The organism is Natrinema sp. 74 (assembly GCF_046097095.1).
Classification (GTDB): domain Archaea; phylum Halobacteriota; class Halobacteria; order Halobacteriales; family Natrialbaceae; genus Natrinema.
In genome coordinates this window covers 356,783-374,714 of the sequence record NZ_CP175699.1, presented here as the reverse complement: position 1 = coordinate 374,714, position 17,932 = coordinate 356,783, and the positions used below count along the sequence as shown (strand labels likewise).

The following is a 17,932-nucleotide window of genomic DNA, read 5'->3' as shown; positions in this document are numbered from 1 at the left end:
GGCCGTCTCCGAATTTGAGCTAGAAAGGGAGTGAGCAGGTGCTGTTTGTCGTCGCCTTGAGGGCGCGGAGGCAGACACCAGTGAGTGACTCTTCAGATCAATTTGTAGAATCGGGTGGCCTAACACCGGAACAGCGTCTCGAACCACCGAACACGCGTCTCATTAACGCCGGTATTGTGACGATCAACGATATGGCGACACTACGGGCTTGTGTCGCATACGAGAATGCGAATCAGGGACGTGTTCAGATTCTCCGGCGTCTCGAACGTCAGGCACAAGAAATCCGCTCACAAGAGGGGTGAGTCAGCTCGTAGTCGAATATCTTTTTTCACCCCCGAAGGGGTGCGGGGGAATCAAACGTCCTTCAGAGGTGAACCAAATGAAAGACTCCAACGAGACGACAGCGTATCGAGTAACGATTACCCTTGATAGCGCGAAACTCCCCGTCGACGAGCAAGCCCGCAACGCGCTTCTCACCGAGTTTCGCTCACGAGTCGGCCATCTCGTCGGTGGGCTTCGTGGCATTGACGCTGAGCAAGATGACATCGACATCAGTACGGGCTACCGATATGCGCAAGTTCCGTCGACGTGCCCACTTTGTAGCGAGCCACTCGATCTCCAAAGCGTTCATCTAGATACAGGGAACGGGGCCCTAGCAAGCGCGGTGTGTTCGAGCGATCAGTGTAACTGGAGCGGTGATGCAGTCTATCGAATCATCGACCACGAGGGCAGCGAAAGCGACGCCTTCGAGAGCAGTGTACTAACCGGGGATATCGCTCCGAGCTACCACCCGTACTGAACTGAGATCCGCGAGGTATCCCTGCTGAGCCGACAGCGTAGCAGCCCCCACAGGGAACCAGCCCGATTAACCAACATGACTCATCCAGTAGCAACCGATGTTGGTTAACGGCTAGCCGCCGGTAGCAGTTTTTCTCCCCCCAGGAGGGGGTGCGGGGCGAGTTCCTAGCAAAACGGTACGTCGTTCGCGATGGCGAGGTATTCCACGCGGATCTCAGCCCCCCTGAGCCGATCGACGAGTAGGGTTGTTCGTCCTCGGAGGGATGCGGGGCGATCCAGCCCAGATCACCCTGCGAGGTGATTAATCAATGGGCTACCGAGCAGTCGTTGCGTACAAACGGACCAACGGACAGTACACGCTTCACTACTTTCACTGGGGCGCGGCGAACCTCAAGCATCGCATCACAGCGGAGACGCCGTTCGGCGGCGATAACATCGACTCCAAGTAGACGAAACAGCTGCTTACTGAACTCGCGGACGGACTGAAAAGAGATCTGGTCAACGACTATCCAATATGGTTACGGGGCTTTGAGACGAAGGAGGCCACCATGTTCCGGGCTATGCACTCCGGGACAGGGCAGTCCCCAACCCATCCTGTCCAGAGTATCCAATCGACGACGTCCTTGTCGGCCAGAAGTTAGCTGACGGCGATGTAGAAACGATGCCAGCAACGCCACTATCACCCTCTGAGAACGGCTCTCCGCGATTTTCATAACAGAATAGCTCCCTTTCCTAGAACCACAGGAAATAACCCTCTGGGTGGGCTGTATCGTAATATAGTTCTTGGACATTGTGCGCCAGGTAGTGTACGCACTCGGAGCTTGGCGGTTCGGGGTCGTCGTAGTATTGCCAGCGTGATCCGTTCCAGCTGAGTGGTGACGCTCGCGAGATGGGCCGGTCGTCTCAAAGAGGAATCCCCCGCCAACGCATGCATCGCTAAACGACCAAGGAAACCTATGAAACAATGAGTTTTGATTTCAACACGTACGACAATCTTCGCTCGATATTCGGCGTCAAGACCACGGTAAGCGACGTCTTCCGGAAGTATGGGCTGGCGTTCGTGATGGTCGCCGGATACTTTGGCTCTGGATCAATCTTCATCGCCAGTTCTGCCGGCGTCCGCTACGGCTATTCGCTTCTGTGGGCTGTCGTGGGCGCGGTTCTACTCGGCTACATGGCCCAAGACATGAGCGCCCGTCTTGGCATCTTCGGCGAGTCCCTGGCCGCCTTCGCCAGAGAGAAACTCGGACGGACTATATCGACGGTGCTCATGGTACTTCTGTCGGTCGGCTGTGTCGCTTGGACGCTCGAACTCACCGCCGCTGTCGGGAAGGGCATCGTCGTCCTGCTCGGCCTCCAAGGAATCGGCTGGGGCCCGTTCGCATACCTGACCGGCCTTGCGGCCATCGTGGTCGGTATCCTCGGCTACGACTGGGTCGAAAAGATCATGATCACGATGATGTTCGGTCTTCTCGTCAGCTACGTCATCGTTGCCGGCGCCTCCTCGCCGAATATTGTCACCGCAACGATGGGATTTATCCCCATACTTGGTGGCATGAACGGGATGGTGCTGGCGGTCTCCATTCTTGGGACCACGGCGCTGTGGCCCAACTTCTTCCTCGAATCCGAGCTCGTCGAAGAGAAAGGCTGGGTCGGCGCTGATGCGATCCCTGACATGCGCCGTGATCTCGCCATCGGCTACGCAGTCGGCGGCATTGCTACCATCGCCATCGTCGTCGCTGCGGCTGCGGTCCTGCGACCAGCGGGTTACGAGCACCTCCAGACGTTCCTCACGCCTGGCAAAGCTATGGCGACTGTGCTCGGTGAGTGGGCGATGGTCGTCTTCCTCGTGGGGACCCTCGCGGCGGCCTTCAACAGTATTATCCCCATCATGTGGGCGCCTGGCTACATAATCCGCGAGGCGATGGGCGGCGAGTATGCCGATAGCCGCCGGACATTCCTCATCATTTACGTCGCTGGCGTCGCGATTGGCAGCCTCTCGCCACTCGTCCACCAGTATATGGGCCTCAGCGTCATCGACATGATCATCCTCTTCCCGGCTTACAACGCCGTGGTCGGACTACCCATCACCGCAGCCTTGCTGTTCTGGGCGGTCAACGACTCCGACGTGATGGGTGAACACACCAACGGGCTGACGCTCAATATCCTCAACGCCGCACTCATCCTCGTGGCGGCCTACTCGGCCTACAGCGCCGGCACGTTGGTCATCGAGACGATTCTCACCGGCGGGTTCGCCGGGTGAACGGGATGAGCTGATATGACCGCAGTCGCCGGCCTCAGACTCCCGGTTGTGTTCGCCTTGGTCCTCGTCTCTCTTGCGGGTGGAATGAGAATTACCGCAGTCGGCCCCGGCGGTGTCTTCGTCACTGCGGCGTTGTACGCCCTACTGGACATCCCGCCTGGTACAGTCGCGGGTACCGCCAGCGCTACCTTCGTCGTCACAGGGCTGCTCGGGACCGCCACTTACCTCCGCTCTGGCGAACTCGATGACCACGTGGGGGCCAGCGCGGCAGGAATAGTCGGAGTACCCGAATGCTCACGACCAAGACATTCCGTGGTGGTGGAAGGAGGACCGCCGCGATCTCCGTGAACGCGAGGAGAAGGTGTTGAAGCAACGCGAGGTCTACAAGCTCCAGACCGTGGACCACAGGCAGGTGGTTGCCTACGAGGGCGACCGCCCGGTGGAGACCGCGAAGAGCGGTATCCTCCGGGTCGGCAGTCACTCGAAATACGGCTTCGGTGAGCTTCGAGTGAAGTCCGTCGAACCCCGGTCGGACCAGTATCAGAACTCAGAGGCAAAGACGAAGCTCACCGGGTGAGATAACTCATGCGAGACGGAAGAACCGGCACGAAAAATCACGCCGCAGATCGAATAAAAGAATCGTATTTGTAACAGCTGGTAAGGACACAAATAGCGAAATGTTCCTCGATGCAGTTGATCCATCGGCAGTCGTCATCTCCAGTTCAACAGCCGCACTACAACTACCCCCCGAAACGTTTAGCCGGGTCAGTAATTTGACTTCTTCCGAGTAATCACCAGCCGTCGGTTCTCCAGCCTATTGTTGAATCTCGGTCACAGACTCCAGTACGCATCACCTAGTATCTTCGACTCGATTGTGCTTCCAGCAGCGGGTTTCTTGACGCCATGAGACATGAGGCGCGTTCAACAATGTGCCTCATGTAGTTCCAATAACTGATCCAAACCTGATTGACGACACTGCAGACGATTACAGCCGGTTCGAAGCCAGACTCGTTGCCCAATCTGGATACAACTCGCACCGTGACAGCGGATATTGACGACACAGCCGCCCAACAGCTCGTTACGGAACTCATCGATAACGGTGTGACGACACCGGTACCTGACAAGCGGGTGTTCGTCCACGAGCCAAGCGGGACCACCTTTAACTCGAGTACTCAACTTGCTGTTTTCCACCGAGGCTGGATGGCTGCTCGCAACGCCGACGAGGTGGGTGAGTGATGCAGCAAACGCTCACTGACTGTGCCTTCTTCGACGCCCTGCTCGGAATCGAGATCGGTGAGGCACATACGTGGGAAAAGACAAGCGAGTCTCCCATCTGATCTGTGTCGACCGCTATCTAAGCGGAGTCGGACTCTGATGACCGCGATCACTGCACCTGTGGCGGCTGTGAGCTCGTTGTCGACACGATCGCGGCGTCGCCGGTGTTTCACGCCGGCTTCCAGCGGGACCAAAGGTCCCGCCCGGCTCACGCGGTTCCGCGTCGAACTCGGTCATCTGGATGGTCTATTGCAGCTATGTACACAATGTAGCCTCGGTAGGCCGGCAACGTATTGGACCTGGGACCTCGAAAAGCATCTCATTACGACGCCGACAGAGAAAATAAGCGGGTATTTTGAACGAACGAGGAGGGGTTTTCCCATCGATAGTTAGTAGTACTCTGGGTCCATAGTAGAATATAATATGTCGAGTAGTACTCGAGACCCAGAGGTCGTACGCGTCTCACAGAAGGGACAGGCAACGATCCCGAAGACGCTCCGAGAGAAGTTCGGGATCGACACCCCAGGTGAGGTGTTCATTTACGAGGAAGACGAGCGGATCATCGTCGAACCAATTCCGTCACTCGAAGAGTTAGGCGGGATTCACGCTGACACCGACCGCGATCGTGGCGACGTGCTTGACCGGGTTCGCGAACTGAAACACGAGGAACGCCGGCGTGAAGAGACCCGTGCTGACCGGCTCCGACCGGCTGACTCGGAGGATGAATGAGCGACCGGTACGTCTTTGACACCGAAGCGATCATCGCATACCTCTATGACGAGCCAGGTCGGAGCGTCGTCGAAGAGTATCTTCGGGACGTTCGTGACGGGTCTGACGAAGGGCTGCTGGCAGAAACCAACGCTGGGGAAGTACTCTATCTCGTTGCACGCTTCGAAGGAAATGACGACAAACCCACGACAGACTCACTTCGGACTGCCGATCGCGATCTCCGTGCGCTCGAGCGGTGGGGTATTCAAATCGAACGAGCTGACTGGCGGCTTGCCGCCGAGGTGAAGGCGGATGGTCACATCTCGTTCGCGGACGCTCATGGCGTTGCACTCGCTTCCGAGACGGATGCGACACTCATCGCCGGTGCTGACGACGACTTCGAGGCGCTTCCAATCGACGTCGACGTAGTTCGATTTCGCGAGAATGGTGTTTAGGCCAGTCAATTGGAGACACCTTCGATGTAACCAGCTTTTCGACTACTCGCTGCGTGGATCTGTCTTGAGCATTATTTCGATAATCTCACCAGGTTCGAGTTCCGCGGATCCAGAAGGTGAAGAACATGGTCGCCTTCTCCCCACTTACCACGCGAGCCCTGATACCGAGATCGTCACCGAAACCGCGTGAGTGTTTCCTCAGTGCTGGTTGCTGTCTATGAGTAAGCGTACCGCTGGGGTTCGATGTCTCGAGAAATGTCGGCCAGAGACCGGCGTTAGAGCCCCATCCCTCACGTGGTGTGTCAATTAGGGGAAACCTGCCTGAAATTTAGCACCAATACGACGGACCCTTCTACTGGACTCTGGAATCAACGAGTGGTGTTTATCGCCCGGTGAAGGGGCTGATCAGTTGTCCTCTTCGGAGTTATCGATGGCAACGAGAGACATCTACACGACTACGTGTGACGATGGCGTTCAGACGACTCCAACTACCTGTCCGGACTGTAGCGGCAGCGTTCGAACGACTGATCGCGAGACGATCTGCGAGGACTGTGGCCGTCTCCTCGAGGATACCCACTTAGATCGAGGACCTGACTGGGGTCGACATGACGAGCAGGGATCCAGGAAACGGACCGGCGCCCCGCTAACACCGACACGCCACGACCGAGACCTCTCCACCGAGATCGGGTACATGCAAGACGGACATGGAAACACCCTCTCGAGCACGAAGCGCCGACAATTGAACCGGCTGCGTCGCGAACAGTCCCGTGCCCAGTGGCAGTCGAAAGTCGAACGGAACCTCGCCTATGGACTCGGTGAAATCCGGCGAATCGTCGCCAGTCTCGGCCTCGCACAGCGTATCCGGGATCAGGCGTGTTCGCTGTTCCGAACGGCACAGTCCGAACAGCTCTGTCGCCGACGATCGCTCGAGGCAGTGGCTGCAGCCAGTGTCTACGCCACCACTCGCTGTAACGGACTCGGACGATCACGAACCGAAGTCGCAGCCTGTGTGCGCTGTGATCAGCAGCGACTCACCAGCACCTACACCGCGCTGAACGTCGAGCTCGAGTTACCGACACAGCCGATTGCAGCAACCGATCGGATTCCGAGGCTTGCGACAGAACTCGAGGTTCCGGACCACGTGCGTCGACGAGCACTCGAGCTCGCACAGACGGCACGCGAACGCGGACTGACGATCGGTTGCCGGCCGAGTGGCGTCGCAGCGGGCTGTCTCTATCTCGCTGCCCAGCGAGTCGGCTGCTGTCTCTCGCGACAACGGACCGCCGATATCGCAGGAAACATCGCCGAATACGCTCCGCAGTCGGCGAGACGAATTACTCGAGATCGATACCTGAGCCAGATACAGCAAACCAGAGGAATGCTTGCAACCAGTAGTCGGTAGCGCGATTTCTGTATGCAGAGATTCAGGTAAGAACGAATTGGATGATTCGGTAACTACGTGTGCGAACTTATCAGGCCGAACCTTGTCTTCGGTCAAACAGCAGTACGGGAACAATCACCAGCATTGCAAGCAACAGACCGGCTCCAATGATAACAAAAAACATGTCTGCTGACCCTTCTGTTGTCATGTAATCATACGAAAAAGCAACTGCCGTGACCATAGAAACCGCGATGAAAAATAGTTGGCGAAACTCCGAAGATCTGTGCATAGAGGGGACGTTCATATTACGTGGTAGAAGATCCTCATGCAAATACGTAGCGGTGATGATGATCAGTACACACTCTGTACTGAACGTGGGGGTTCTGAATCTATCACTATTTGATGATTTCAACAGGGCTATTAAGATCAAATAGGCGTCGAGAGAGATCAATGGACAACTTACCGAGCGATTCTGAGAAACGCAATGGTGGGGACTAAGTCATCGTACCCAGGTAGCCGCTCGCCAGAGGTAGATCTCGGTCTCTCCCCGAATTTTTGTTCTCTTCTGTAGTTCTGCAGTAGGAAGTTTGCATTAATCAACGGCCCAGGGGTGATCCCAAATTATTGGTTAATGCTCCGGAAGCTTGGGACCTGCTTCACTACCCCACCTGCTACCGACGCTCAGTCTGTCGGCGCCATGAGGCGTGAGGCGCGCTCTCGCGTGCCCGGCAAGATTCACCATGTCTGATCCGCACCACGACACGAGCGCCGACTACGAACAGTTCGAGACCGATATACATCGCCCGTTCTGGAGGAAATATAGAGGATACGTCTATAGTTGCACAGATAGACAATCTATATGAGTTCAGTCAAAACAACCCTTGGGGAATAGACCCTGGTACGAAATTAGAAACTGCTTGGGTTGAGCAGGGTAATAAGGATGACTGGGGATGGACTCATGCAAAAGCGCGACACATTGAGGGATATAAGATGAATTCTAAAGACAAACAGATTTCCTCTTTTTCCCTGCCGGCCAGAAGCTAAAGGGGGACCATATTCCGGAAGGAGCAAGAGGTAAAGAACTTCCTCGAAAGATGGATGGTATAGCCGGGGATAAAAAGTCGATCTATAAAACCATAGATGAAAGCAATCATCAGCGTCGAGATGGCGGATATATCGCTTTCAGTCGCAGTTCGAGTATAGAAGGCGTTGATGAAATAAAGGTCAGAGTTGATCCGAATACTGGGAGAATGGAAGTTGCACATCCGAAAAAAGGAGGCAAGAACGTCTGGACCTGGTCGCGTGGAGCAGGTGATTGGCTGAGGAACCTATGATGAGTAACGATACTATCGAGATCGCCTACTCTCGGCCAGAAGGGGACAACAGGATACGCACCGATGAGGAAGCACTATCCCTCTCAGTCGGTGTTACGATCACCGTCAACGGTGAGTCGTTCCCCGGCGACGGTGGAAAAATCGGGTTCCGTCTCCGAGAACTGATCACGGGGTTCGTATTTTTCGGGATGGACGACTTCATCGCCGGTGAGTCCGAACGAGCCATCGTCACAGCGGGTGAGTCGTATCTCGTCTTCGAGCACGAAGATGAGGGCCGCGTCAGAATTACCCTCTACTACACCGAAAAGACAGCGAAGAATCCAGGCGATCGTTATGATGCCGAGCCAACGACCGTCGTCGATCGTGATCCCCTCATCGAAGAGATCTTACAGACTATCGATGAGTTGGTCGAGATACTCCTTACAGAGAACGAAAACCTCCACGACCGTTACCGGACCACAGTTCAGCGCTGTCATGAACAGCTCGAAGAGATAGGTGACGCCATAGAGTAATCTCAGTCAGGCCACGTTTCACCTGCCAGATTTCTGGTCCCTTCCGAAATACGGTGACGGGGACGCTAACTGCGGCAACTACATTGAGAACCACATCGCACCGGACGCCTCAACGTATCGAGAAGTAGGTTCTATCCACGTGAAATCGAAGAATACCTCGGAATCTAACTGCAGTACACGAACAGGGTGCAGAGATCCGAAGTGAGTTTCTCGGAGCGTAATTTCATAGACCGCCCATAGAGTAATAATAGCAACTTACGATGTGCGGATTCGCACTCGATCATGGATACGAGATTGAACTGAGCTACTGAGCCAAGCCGTTACCGCTGGCGGTGTGGTCCGACTCTGGCGCCTCCAACGGGCATCGACGCCGACATCGACGTGATCCCAGAGGCAAGGCAGCAACGGTTAGGTGAGTACCTTGCACGGACCGGTGACGACGGGGCGAGGTTGTTCGACGACCTCGATCCCGAGGTGTGCGACGATCTCCTCGTCGCGGTCGCGCTGACGGAGTCTAATGTCCACTGTGAAAGCAGGGCCACCCTCGTTTAGACGAAGCGTGACGATACCGTCGCCAGTGAAGTTGACCTCAAGCGAATCTCTCAGCGCCCCTCTTATCTCATTCACGAGAACGTCCAAATCCAGCTCGCGTCCTATACTTCCACTCCCCATTGTACTGATGATCTCCAAGCTCACGCCTACTCACGGATGGCACTAATGAATCCATCCACACCGTCGTATTCTAATTCGATTGTCTCCAGTCGTTCACCAATGACCCGAATGAACCTAACGGGAAACCAATTCCCATAATCCAGTAACTCCGCCACCGTATCACCACTTACCGAAACCTCAATCGGATCGTCTAACAGCAACAGATAATCCCAATCTCGATCACGGCTCACGTCCTTAAGGACCTCCTCTCGAATCGCGTCACCAAAATCTGGATTGTGCTGTTTTCCTTTAATCCGGGCCGCATGCTCGTACTGGTTTTCCCGGGTATAGAAGAGAACCCAGTCGTCCCTTTCAGAGGTTTTCCATGTTGGTTTAATTGAGGACGTAAGACCCCACATGTGAGCGCAAGACCCCAGGTCCTCGTTAATAAAGTTCCACCGCTCAGGAAATAATTGGGTCACTCGTGGAGTGACGATTCCGACAACCTCTGGAGCAGTAGTCACAGTCGCAACTAACCTTTGTCACAACAAGCAGAGTAGTCTGTATAGAACTAACTGGCTCTTGGCATACACGGGCCACCAACCACTCATCATCTGACCTGCTGATTACGTGACCTCAATTGGTAGTTCCACGCCGCTGTACAGAAGAGAATTCCACCGAGGAGCCACCACGGTCCCCACACGAATGTCTGCCAGTGATTCGATGTCCAAGCCGCAGGGCTGGAGAAACTGATGAGTCCCGTCTCTGTGAGTGCTCCCTGAATCACGAAATCACCGCCGTGGATGACCAATACAGCACCCACACCCCATGCAGCAATGAGCAACAGCCAGCGCGGGATCTGCTGACCCCATGTCTGGACCAGCGCAAGCGCGAGCAATCCACTACCGACCTTTAGAATGCCAGTGAGCCAGAGAGCCGTGATGAACCACGATTCGTCTGCGACATCCTGACCAAGCGAGACGGTGTTCAGACCTATAGTTCCGCCAAGAGCCCAATAGAAACTCATTGCGGCGAACACGAACATCCATGTACAGGCAGTGTAACCGGTCAACATTGGTGACCACGATCGCATAGTGGGTGGCATCTTCGTGGTGAAGGTACAACTCAGATCTTCACTTAGGCTGGTAGGTTGTCTCTGGACGGGCCACTACTCGACAACCGTCACGTCGAACTTCTCGCGCAAGCGGTATCGCCGGCCGCCACAGACGAACGTCCAACGGATGAGCGCCGAGAGGAACTGCTCGACCGGCCCCGGTGTCGGATCAAAGCCCAGTATCTCCGTGATACCACTAACGAGTCCCATTGGGTACTCTTCCTTGTCCGGAGCCATGAGCACGCTGCCGGCGATCCATGGACGCTTATAATGGACAACTTGCGGGGTGACGGCTTATCGAGGACGCATACGGTACGTCGCCGTCGTTGCTTACCCCGACGAGGAGACCAACCGACTCGATTGACGAGTCAACGAACTCGGCCTAAAGTACTAGGTATCCATCGAATGGAACAGGTACTTGAGTCGCTCGAGACGACTCGAGTGAAGCGAGTTCCAGACAGAGCGGGGCGTCGACCGCCGGCAGTCGTGACGAACCAGCGCAGAATCATGCGTATTTGGCCGAGAAGAATCGACTGTTGACCGGCCGGGTCGACGAACTCGAGGCAACACTCGAGGAGAAAGACGACCGTATTGCGGGCCTCGAGGCGACTACTGAAGCGCTTCGAGAGCACCTCAGTGACTGTCAGGAGGCACTCGAGCGTCGTGATCAGTCCTCGGACCTCGAGATAGATGAAGCGGGTGCTGATGACAGTGACTCGATCTAGGGACGTGCACGGCGGTTCGTCGGGGATGACAACTGAGACCCGTTTTAGAGCACTCTGACGGGTTTATCGACCCCCAGAGGGGCGAGGGAGTACCATCATTCTCCCTGTGAACCATGAGTTCTCAGAAATCACAACCAGTTAGTATTGAGCCTGAACCGCTTCGAAATCGTCCAATTTGGGAATCCTGCGACGTTCCTCAACTCTCTATTCCGAATGATCGAAGCATTACGTCGATACTCTCGTTCGTCGAATGGGCGCTCGTTGAACTCACCCACGAAGACGTCGGAGCCGAGATCGTTTCGACGAGCGTTGCGGGAGTGAAGCGGACACAGTATATCGCCATAGATGACGTCGGCCAACGGTTCCAGAAGCGGTATTTCGACGAGCGGCTCGGCCGGCACGAAACGACTGTCAGTCGTGAAACGGTTTGTGACGAGCTGGTCAGCCGGCTCACACACCAGTCGTCACTGGGCGGTGAGGTAGGTCAGAATGACGTTGACGGTGGTCAAGACAGCTTCTGCGTGAAACCAGCTCGAGAGCTCCGATTTCAGGAGTGATGTTTTAACCAACACTTGGACAAGCGGATTACCCGATGTTGGTTAAGGCATTGTCAACCTGTGGATCCCAGCCCACCCAAGTCAGGAAACTATTCCCTGAAGTAAGAACTATATCCTTCGCCCTGTAATTCCGAGTATGTCCGAAACAGACGCCACCGATGGGCCGCCCCCCTTCGAGGACGCGTTCAGCAGCGATGACGTCGAACAACGCATCTACGGTACTATCCTGCAGACCCGCGAGCCGACGACGGCGAGCGCGATCGCCGACAGCGCCGACTGTGACCCCAAGACCGCCCGGAAATACCTCGGCTGGTTCGACGATTTGGGAATCGTCACCCGGCACGATGGCCATCCGGCCACCTACGAACGGAATGACGCGTATTTTGAGTGGCGACGCATCAACCAGCTCGCAGCCGACCATTCCGTCGAGGACCTGCAGGATCGCGTTCGTGAGCTGACGACGCGCATCACTGAGTACGAAGCGACGTACGACGCCGCGTCACCGGCCGCAGTCGACGCCGTCGACGCCGCGCAGGCCAGCGATGAGCGGACCATCGACGACGTGTACAGCGACCTCGCCGACTGGGCGACCGCCCTCGAGGAGCGTGACCGCTACGAACGCGCGCGCCAGCAACGCACGGGTGGCGAGCGCAAACAGGCGTCCGGGTAGCCCGCTCAATGGTGCCACCGACAGGCGATGGCGGGAGCCCTGCCCCCATCGATCGTCCCATCCTCGAGTTCCTCCAGTCGCGGCTCCAAGCGACGAGGCAGGTCTCCCGAGCGACCGTCACGGACGCCAGCGGCCATCTGGAACTCCACGTCGTCTTTGCCCCGTCGTACTACCCAACGGCAGTCGACGAGGCGCAGTTGACGATCCGTTGGTACACAAACGACGACTTCAAACTCCACTATCGAGAGCAGCACGCGGACCACGCCTGGGAGTGCCGGTGGGATCGGCATCCGAATACGCACAATACACGAGACCATTTCCACCCCCCGCCCACTGCCCCGACGCCTGGCGAGGACACATCGTGGCCGGACGACCATCGTGACGTCGTTGCGCTCGTCCTCGACGAGATCGAAGACCGGATCACGGCCCTCTGGAGCGAGTAGGGACCGCGGTCTCGCGTGGGGTGTTTGTCCGCACCGAGAGGCGTGCAGCGCGCGACAGCGTGCGCGGCGTGATTTACCATGGCTGATCCCGATCCGCACGACGACACGAGTGCCGACTACAAACAGCTCGAGACTGAACTCCTCGCACAGGACCGCGACGTCGCCGGCGTCGACACGGCAGACATAGATGACGCGACAGCCCACAGCTTGGTCGACGATCTCGTCGACGCGGACGTCGTCACTCCGGTTTCCGAGGACCGCGTTCTGGTTCACGATCCGAGCGGCACCGCGTTCGATTCTGCCACGCAGCTGGCCGTCTTCCATCGGGGTTGGATGGCCGGCCACGACGCCGACGCGGAGGGTGAGTGATGCAGCAGACGCTCACTGGCTGTGCCTTCTGCGACACTCCGCCCGGCGCTGAGGCTGGCGAGGGTATACGTGGAACCAGGACGAGCGGGTTACTCACCCCATCTGCGTCGACTGTGCGATCCAGTCGGAGCCGGATTCCGACGAGCGCGATCAGTCCACCTGCGACGGGTGTGGACTCGTCGTTGACACGCTCGCAGCGCTCACTCGATTTCGCGTGGAACTCGGCCATCTCGAGGGGGCGTTGCAACTGTGCGAGCACTGTAGTCCAGGGGGGCTCGCAACGTACTGGACACGTGATCTCGAGGAGCATCTCGTGGCCGAGTGACGGTCGGCCGAGTGAGGCTCACATCGTACACACGAAAACGGCTAAGTGCGTTGGCTCACATTGTACACATCATGAGCACCGATAAGAAGCGCGTGCAGTTTCGGGCCCCCAATCGGCTCGTCGACCGCGCCGACGCACTGGCCGCAGTCCTCGGGGAAGACCGAACAGACGTCCTCGTGACCGCGCTTCGAGAGTACCTCCAAGACGCCGCTCACGACGACGCACTCACCCAAGAGATCGCCGCCGCCTATTACGACGACGAGATCACCTTCGATCAACTCAAGGCACTCGTCGGCGCCGAGGAGGCAGCAAACCTCCGAGTGTTGAAACAGCAGTTGGACGAGGACTTCATCGACGAGGTCGCCGACGCATAGATGTCGCGGCTTATCGCAGACGCCTCCGCCCTCGTGAGTCTCGGGATCGTTACTGACGACGACCCCGATCCACTCGCACTCTGTCTATCCCGGTACGAGGTCGTCGTCCCAACAGCGGTCATCGATGAACTCCAAGAAATCGCCTCCTACGATGACGTCCATGGACACGCCGCGTCCGCCGTACTCGACCAAGCAGAGTCATTCACGACACAGTCGGTCGACCTCGATGCCGAGTTCCCCCTCGATGACGGTGAGAACGCGGCGGTCACGCTCGCGAACGATCTCGATGCTGCGCTCTTCCTCTGTGACGAGTTCAACCAACTTGGCTTGATCCACGCCTCACTCGCGGATACCCGACTCGTCACGACACCGACGCTGCTCTCGGTTCTCGTTCGAACTGAACACCTATCAGCTGCCGATGCGCAGCTGCTCCTCGATGAAATCAGCGACGCCCGTAGCTGGGGCGCGAACAGTTACGTGCAGCGAGCTCGCTCGTTGCTCGAAGAGCCCTGATACCGTGGAGGATACTTCGAAGTGAACAGGAATGCCCGATAACGACGCTCTCTACGACGTTCGTGAACGAACCAAGAATCCCGAGCACGCATCAGTTGACGACGTAGTCGAACTCGTGCTCGAACGCGCACAGCATCCCCGGACAGAGCACCGGGACGCGCATCTCGACGAGATGATGGCTACTGTCGTCGACAGGTACGGGACCGACCCCGTCCGAACCGTTATCCATCGCATCCTCGTCGACCACTACCCCTTTCGGACTGCCACGCACGACCTCGAGATGCACAACGTAGATGGCATTCGTATCGGGACGGCAGCCGGCCAGTTCCTTACAGAATTGAACGCACAGGACGACGGTTGAGACCGGTGTGAGTGATTCGTGTCCCCAAGAGCGACACCGCACCGCCCGGTTTACGGCCATTCGAGGTCGTCTGCACGACCGATGACTGCCTCTATACCCGTACTGGGACGCTAGAACAGCTATGGCGTCAAAAACTACTCGGCTTAGTTGATCGGAAACCGAAGGAGCGCTCCAAGGCCCCCGAATGCAGCATCGAACTGGGCACCTCGATCTGTGTCAGTCGACACAACGAGACACTCACCGCCTTGGTCGGTCGTCGCTTCCTCCAGCTCACGAATCTCCGCTGGTGGCCGTGCGTCAGAAACGAGAAGGACGTCGACTGCTCCATAGTCGATGGCGGTTTGCGTTTCATCAGCTCCGTAGGCGACATCTCCACCTAGTCCCAGCGCCGTGAAGAACCGATCGAGGGCTTCCCGTTCCCGTCGGCGCTCAGCATCAGACAGTACGTCGTCAGCGCGCTCAACGAGCTGTGAGAGTCCCTGCTTGGTCGCGTACTCAATCGGATAGACGCCTAGTATGTGGTCCCGCAACTCGTGGTGGAGATAGTCACCCTGCTGGAACTCGTCGACGGTGACCGTCGTCCCGCCGAGGATGACGCCATCGACAGTGGGCTCATCGAGGAACGTCTGCTCGGCAGCGTCGGCGACCTGCTCGAAGAACTCGTGTTTCTGGCGGTCTCGCTCGCGTTCGAATCGCTGCGCACTCTGACCGCCAGCACGGGATTTTCCCATCACTTGGCTCTCGAAGGTCCGACTGGAAACGATGCGTTCGCCGGCGAGGCGACCGAGGGCGGCACGGCCCCGTTCGAGGATGACCAGACCGTACACCTCTGACGGGGTGAGCGCCTGCTCGACAGGGGCAGTCTCGAATTCAGCCGCACAGCGGTACAGTGAGACGTCGACGGGGACGTCGAGATCGTCGAAGACGGCGTCCTGCAGCTCACCGTCGACGACACCAGCGTAGATGACGAGGCCGCTTGGTGGTGTCTCTTCGTACGCTTGGAGGAGGCGTCGGATGCGTCCGAGAGCGTCCTGGACGTGAGTTCGTGTCTGATCGGATTTGATGTTCGCAGCCTGTGCATATTCGCGGTCAATGCGCTCACGGACCGCATGGAGTGATTTGTCTGGCGAGACGGCCACGGTGATGAGCTCGGTGCCCTCGCCACGGTAGTTTGTGAGCTGGTCGATTCGATCGCGGAGTTCGTACTCGGTGGTCTGCATTTGTCTCGGTGAAAGCGGCGTCGCTGCTCGATGAGAAGGCGATACACCCGCCGGCGCCGCTACCAACTACGAAAGAACAGAGCAAGCGCTCATCGTCCGCACGTTCACCTGTTGCACCGGCGGTGTGTGGTGCATACTATATCGTTCGTGACGGTGCAGGATAATGCTTCCGTCGAGACGGCAGGCGGTGGCCGAGAACGAATAGATAGCCCTCGGCCGCTCGGCATCCCGCGACCCACACTGCGCTCCTCGTGCCTGTGGTGCTTGCGGAGTCGGGGGACGACCGAGACGCCCTCGCCCTTTCTGAGCCCACCAGGATATCGGCTGTGTGACTGAGCGTCGAGCCCGGTTGAACAGGTTCTTTGTTACGGCACGCCCCGCTGCCGCCCTCCGCGTCGCTCGCGACCGACCATTCCGGGCTTGCGGGCGCTCTCCGCACCGCGAGCGCCCGTTCCGGGCTAAAATGAATCTGGTCTCGACGCCAGCGGGTATCCCCGTCGGTTGCGCCCCTTGCGGGCTTTCGCGTTCCAGCGCTTTGTGCCGCCTGCGCTGTCGCGCGCCACACGGCGGCGCGCGTTCTCGGCGACAGTCGCCCTGAACACGGACCCGCTGTCCGGGCCGGACACGAGCGGGCATATCCCGCTGACCGCTTGCTCCGGGCGGGTCGGCGCGCGGTGCTGGTTAGGTGGCCTCCTTGAGGCGCGCTCTCGCTCGCGCCCCATAGGGCGCTCGCGAAGGCGCGAGCGAGAGCGCGCAGATGGGTCTGTCGGTCGTAGTCCGTCGAGGAAATCCGCGATGTAGAGGCATCGCGGTGTCGGGCGCGTGAGCGCCTTCAGGAATCTTGGGAGATTCCAATGTCAAGTAACAACGCCACTACGGATGTAGTTTCGGTCGATGAACAGGCATTCGAGCACGCGGACGAGCAGGCGGTTGATGAGGACGGGTTCCCGGTCGTCGACGAGACGCCGGAGTTCGAGGCCGCGGTCGAGCAGGAGACGCAGGCGAAGGTCGATGCGAACCACCCGGACGGGATCACGGACACGAGCACCGAGCGGATTCACGGCGTCACCCTCGAGCAGGAGGAGCGCATTCGAGCACGAGAGGACGAACTCGAACTGATCAATGCCCAGGGTGAAATGGGGCCGCAGGAAGGTCGTGCAAAGCGGACGCGAACAATCGCTGCGAAGCAGAGCAACGTGCGGCGTTCTGAGTTCCAGAAGCGGGCGGCAAGCGTGGATCCATTGGCAGACCCGGAGCAAGCGGATCCCCGTGAAGAACTCTCTAGAGAGCAGTTGGCGGCCGTGAACAAGCAGTCGATGCGACTCGCGAAGGAGTTAGATGGCTGGTCTCGAGCGGCGATCAGCCGACGGTTGAGTGAAGCCGTCGTCGGTGGCCAAGACCTGACAAGTGCGGTCGTCCACGTGTTCGAGGAACTGCAGACGGCGCCTGGACACGTCATTCCCATCGCGAACCTCGAGGAGGTCTCTCGGAAAGAGGTGAGCATCGAAGGGTGTGTCGAAACCCTGTGGGATCCCTCTCATCCAAGCATCGCACAAGTCGGGCTCGTTGCAGACGACAGTGGCCAGACGCGTGTAACCATCTGGAAGTCGTCAGACGCGCCGTGGATCGAGGAAGGTGAGCAGGTGCGGATCCACAAGGCTGCCCGGAACTGGCACGAAGGCCGTGTCTCACTGGCCGTGACCGGCTGGACGACGATCCACTTCCCCGAGCGCGGCCGCTGGTGGGAATAGCCGGGATGGAACCCCTTTTTTGCTAGTGTGTACGCAGTCACCGCCACCGCCCACCACCTCCACGGTCCGGGCTGCTCACGGCTGATGGCCGGTTCGCTGCCGGGCTTTCGCTTATAGATGGAAAAGCGATCAT

The 17,932-nt window shown here is 57.9% G+C and carries 20 protein-coding genes and 6 pseudogenes; 20 read left to right on the top strand and 6 right to left on the bottom strand.

Features of this window, described 5'->3' with window-relative positions; all coding sequences use genetic code 11:
• Window positions 1–80: 80 nt before the first annotated feature.
• The 10 genes and pseudogenes from ACJ70B_RS19705 (at window position 81) to ACJ70B_RS19660 (ending at window position 6,854) form a co-directional block, all read left to right on the top strand.
• A complete protein-coding gene (locus ACJ70B_RS19705; protein WP_408960148.1) occupies window positions 81–302 on the top strand; it encodes a hypothetical protein in 222 nt (73 codons plus the stop codon).
• A gap of 77 nt (window positions 303–379) precedes the next feature.
• Window positions 380–799, top strand: coding sequence for a hypothetical protein (locus ACJ70B_RS19700; protein WP_408960147.1), 420 nt, complete (start codon window positions 380–382; stop codon window positions 797–799).
• Window positions 800–1,106: 307 nt separating this feature from the next.
• A pseudogene (locus ACJ70B_RS19695) lies at window positions 1,107–1,307 on the top strand (DUF6735 family protein); the annotation flags it as partial.
• Window positions 1,308–1,762: 455 nt separating this feature from the next.
• Window positions 1,763–3,061: an NRAMP family divalent metal transporter gene (locus ACJ70B_RS19690; protein ID WP_408960146.1), complete on the top strand. Its 1,299-nt coding sequence runs from the start codon at window positions 1,763–1,765 to the stop codon at window positions 3,059–3,061.
• A 277-nt stretch (window positions 3,062–3,338) separates the two neighbouring features.
• A pseudogene (locus tag ACJ70B_RS19685) lies at window positions 3,339–3,638 on the top strand (hypothetical protein); the annotation flags it as partial.
• A 370-nt stretch (window positions 3,639–4,008) separates the two neighbouring features.
• Window positions 4,009–4,297, top strand: a pseudogene (locus ACJ70B_RS19680) (hypothetical protein).
• Window positions 4,297–4,729 (top strand): annotated as a pseudogene (locus tag ACJ70B_RS19675) (hypothetical protein). The pseudogenes ACJ70B_RS19680 and ACJ70B_RS19675 overlap by 1 nt, the downstream one beginning before the upstream one ends.
• A 30-nt stretch (window positions 4,730–4,759) precedes the next feature.
• Complete coding sequence (locus ACJ70B_RS19670) at window positions 4,760–5,065, top strand: AbrB/MazE/SpoVT family DNA-binding domain-containing protein (RefSeq protein ID WP_408960683.1); 306 nt, start codon at window positions 4,760–4,762, stop codon at window positions 5,063–5,065.
• On the top strand, window positions 5,062–5,499 hold the full coding sequence (locus ACJ70B_RS19665; RefSeq protein ID WP_408960682.1) for a PIN domain-containing protein: 438 nt from the start codon (window positions 5,062–5,064) through the stop codon (window positions 5,497–5,499). The genes ACJ70B_RS19670 and ACJ70B_RS19665 overlap by 4 nt, the downstream gene beginning before the upstream one ends.
• A 430-nt stretch (window positions 5,500–5,929) precedes the next feature.
• A pseudogene (locus tag ACJ70B_RS19660) lies at window positions 5,930–6,854 on the top strand (transcription initiation factor IIB).
• 117 nt (window positions 6,855–6,971) lie between these two features.
• Here ACJ70B_RS19660 and ACJ70B_RS19655 read toward each other — a convergent pair.
• Window positions 6,972–7,184 carry a hypothetical protein gene (locus ACJ70B_RS19655; protein ID WP_408960681.1) on the bottom strand — a complete coding sequence of 71 codons (213 nt, stop codon included), beginning with the start codon at window positions 7,182–7,184 and terminating at the stop codon, window positions 6,972–6,974.
• A 1,029-nt stretch (window positions 7,185–8,213) separates the two neighbouring features.
• Between ACJ70B_RS19655 and ACJ70B_RS19650 the strand changes: the two genes are divergently transcribed.
• Window positions 8,214–8,726, top strand: a complete 513-nt coding sequence (locus ACJ70B_RS19650; protein ID WP_408960680.1) for a hypothetical protein — start codon at window positions 8,214–8,216, stop codon at window positions 8,724–8,726.
• A 408-nt stretch (window positions 8,727–9,134) separates the two neighbouring features.
• Here the strand turns inward: ACJ70B_RS19650 and ACJ70B_RS19645 are convergent, their stop codons facing one another.
• The 4 genes from ACJ70B_RS19645 to ACJ70B_RS19630 form a co-directional block, all read right to left on the bottom strand.
• On the bottom strand, window positions 9,135–9,398 hold the full coding sequence (locus ACJ70B_RS19645) for a hypothetical protein (protein WP_408960679.1): 264 nt from the start codon (window positions 9,396–9,398) through the stop codon (window positions 9,135–9,137).
• 26 nt (window positions 9,399–9,424) lie between these two features.
• The gene (locus ACJ70B_RS19640) at window positions 9,425–9,796 is read right to left on the bottom strand and encodes a hypothetical protein (RefSeq protein ID WP_408960678.1); all 372 of its coding nucleotides are present in this window, start codon (window positions 9,794–9,796) and stop codon (window positions 9,425–9,427) included.
• A 191-nt stretch (window positions 9,797–9,987) separates the two neighbouring features.
• Entirely contained in the window at window positions 9,988–10,422 is a 435-nt protein-coding gene (locus ACJ70B_RS19635) for a DUF3995 domain-containing protein (protein ID WP_408960677.1), read from the bottom strand.
• A 123-nt stretch (window positions 10,423–10,545) separates the two neighbouring features.
• Window positions 10,546–10,728 (bottom strand): hypothetical protein, encoded by a 183-nt coding sequence (locus ACJ70B_RS19630; protein WP_408960676.1) that lies wholly within the window; start codon window positions 10,726–10,728, stop codon window positions 10,546–10,548.
• Window positions 10,729–11,006: 278 nt separating this feature from the next.
• Here ACJ70B_RS19630 and ACJ70B_RS19625 point away from each other — a divergent pair, with 278 nt between their 5' ends.
• From ACJ70B_RS19625 to ACJ70B_RS19590, 8 genes and pseudogenes are all read left to right on the top strand, one after another.
• Window positions 11,007–11,216 carry a hypothetical protein gene (locus ACJ70B_RS19625; protein ID WP_408960675.1) on the top strand — a complete coding sequence of 70 codons (210 nt, stop codon included), beginning with the start codon at window positions 11,007–11,009 and terminating at the stop codon, window positions 11,214–11,216.
• Between the two features lie 693 nt (window positions 11,217–11,909).
• The gene (locus ACJ70B_RS19620) at window positions 11,910–12,443 is read left to right on the top strand and encodes a sugar-specific transcriptional regulator TrmB (protein WP_408960674.1); all 534 of its coding nucleotides are present in this window, start codon (window positions 11,910–11,912) and stop codon (window positions 12,441–12,443) included.
• An 8-nt stretch (window positions 12,444–12,451) separates the two neighbouring features.
• Window positions 12,452–12,886, top strand: coding sequence for a hypothetical protein (locus tag ACJ70B_RS19615; RefSeq protein ID WP_408960673.1), 435 nt, complete (start codon window positions 12,452–12,454; stop codon window positions 12,884–12,886).
• Window positions 12,887–12,964: 78 nt separating this feature from the next.
• The gene (locus tag ACJ70B_RS19610) at window positions 12,965–13,255 is read left to right on the top strand and encodes a hypothetical protein (protein WP_408960672.1); all 291 of its coding nucleotides are present in this window, start codon (window positions 12,965–12,967) and stop codon (window positions 13,253–13,255) included.
• A pseudogene (locus ACJ70B_RS19605) lies at window positions 13,255–13,580 on the top strand (hypothetical protein). Before ACJ70B_RS19610 ends, ACJ70B_RS19605 begins: the two are co-directional and overlap by 1 nt.
• Before the next feature lie 71 nt (window positions 13,581–13,651).
• Window positions 13,652–13,954: a hypothetical protein gene (locus ACJ70B_RS19600; protein WP_408960671.1), complete on the top strand. Its 303-nt coding sequence runs from the start codon at window positions 13,652–13,654 to the stop codon at window positions 13,952–13,954.
• Window positions 13,955–14,467, top strand: coding sequence for a hypothetical protein (locus tag ACJ70B_RS19595; protein WP_408960670.1), 513 nt, complete (start codon window positions 13,955–13,957; stop codon window positions 14,465–14,467).
• A 31-nt stretch (window positions 14,468–14,498) separates the two neighbouring features.
• On the top strand, window positions 14,499–14,828 hold the full coding sequence (locus ACJ70B_RS19590; RefSeq protein ID WP_408960669.1) for a hypothetical protein: 330 nt from the start codon (window positions 14,499–14,501) through the stop codon (window positions 14,826–14,828).
• 143 nt (window positions 14,829–14,971) lie between these two features.
• Here the strand turns inward: ACJ70B_RS19590 and prf1 are convergent, their stop codons facing one another.
• Window positions 14,972–16,048: a peptide chain release factor aRF-1 gene (gene prf1 / locus ACJ70B_RS19585; RefSeq protein WP_408960668.1), complete on the bottom strand. Its 1,077-nt coding sequence runs from the start codon at window positions 16,046–16,048 to the stop codon at window positions 14,972–14,974.
• 854 nt (window positions 16,049–16,902) lie between these two features.
• Here prf1 and ACJ70B_RS19580 point away from each other — a divergent pair.
• Complete coding sequence (locus ACJ70B_RS19580) at window positions 16,903–17,799, top strand: DNA-binding protein (protein WP_408960667.1); 897 nt, start codon at window positions 16,903–16,905, stop codon at window positions 17,797–17,799.
• Window positions 17,800–17,932 lie beyond the last annotated feature (133 nt).